This window comes from Actinokineospora sp. (assembly GCF_050699995.1).
Lineage (GTDB): Bacteria > Actinomycetota > Actinomycetes > Mycobacteriales > Pseudonocardiaceae > Actinokineospora.
The window spans coordinates 1-1,269 of sequence record NZ_JBOHGC010000441.1 but is presented as its reverse complement, the minus strand read 5'-3'; the positions used below and the strand labels follow the sequence as shown (position 1 = coordinate 1,269).

At 70.9% G+C, this 1,269-nt stretch carries 2 protein-coding genes; one reads left to right on the top strand and one right to left on the bottom strand.

All coding sequences use genetic code 11. From position 1 onward, the window contains the following. On the bottom strand, positions 1–339 hold a 339-nt coding region (locus ACRDSQ_RS22140), incomplete at its 3' end, for a GntR family transcriptional regulator (protein WP_431423709.1). 101 nt (positions 340–440) lie between these two features. On the opposite strand from ACRDSQ_RS22140, the gene ACRDSQ_RS22135 reads away from it, so the two are divergent. Continuing rightward, positions 441–1,269, top strand: an 829-nt coding sequence (locus tag ACRDSQ_RS22135; RefSeq protein ID WP_431423708.1) for an SIS domain-containing protein, incomplete at its 3' end; no start/stop codon positions are given.

The following is a 1,269-nucleotide window of genomic DNA, read 5'->3' as shown; positions in this document are numbered from 1 at the left end:
CCGCAGCCCCTTGGCGGTCTCGTCGGACGCCTCGATCTCGGTGGCCGACAGCACCACCGTGCCGGGTTCGAGCCCGCGGGCCCGCATCTCCCGGGAGAACGAGGTGAGGTGCAACTGCGAGTCGACCTGTGGGCCGGTGACGAAGGTGCCCTTGCCATGCACGCGTTCGAGCGCGCCGGACTCGACCAGGTCGCTGATCGCCTGCCTGACGGTGACCCGGGAGACGTTCAGCTTGTCCACCAGAGCCCGTTCGGACGGGATCGGGTCACCCGGGTGCAGTTCGACGTCGATCAGCCGTTCCAGCACCGACCGGACCTGGGCCCGCTTCGTCGCAACCATCGAATCCCGCTCCTCCAGACCGGGCGCGGCCGCCGGGGGTGTCCCGGTACGCCACGCACTGCTATCGTGCGCAGCATACCTGTTAAGACCAGATAGGACCAGTGATCGAAGTGGTGTCTGTCCCCGCCCGCGAAACCCAGATGGCGCGCGAGATCGCCGAACAGCCGGCGGCCCTGGCCGCCACCTTCGAGCACGTCCTGCCGCTGCGGCACGACATCACCCGGCTCGCCGCCGGGCGCCGGCACGTGATCTTCGTGGCCCGCGGCTCGTCGGACAACGCCTGCGTGTACGGGCGCTACCTGACCGAGATCCACGCCGGCCGGCAGGCGTCACTGGCCGCACCGTCGGTCGCCACCCTGTACGGGGCGAACCTCGACCTGTCGAACTCCCTCGTGGTCGCGGTCAGCCAGTCCGGTGCGACCCAGGAGATCGTCGACACCGCCGAGTGGGCCAAGCGCAACGGCGCCGCGGTCGTCGGGATCACCAACGACGGCGACAGCCCGCTCGCGTCGACCGCCGACGTCGCGCTGATCACCCAGGCCGGCAAGGAGCTGGCGGTCCCGGCCACCAAGACCTACACCACCCAGCTCGCCGCGATCACGGTCGCAGTGGACGCGCTCGCGCAGAAGCCGGGCACCCTGGACCCCGACATCGCCCGCGTCCCGGACGCCGCCGCGAAAATGCTGGAGGGCTCGGTCGACGCTGCGGCCGACCTGCTGGCCCGCGCGCACGACGTACTGTCCAGCGGCCGCGGCCTCACGTTCGGTACGACGCTCGAGGTCGCCCTCAAGCTGGAGGAGACCTGCCTGCAGCCGGTCCGCGGCCTCTCGTATGCCGACCTCAAGCACGGCCCGATCGCGGTGGTGGACGCAGACCTGGTGACCATCCTGGTGGCGGCCGCCGACGGTCCGGCACTGCCCGGGATGACCG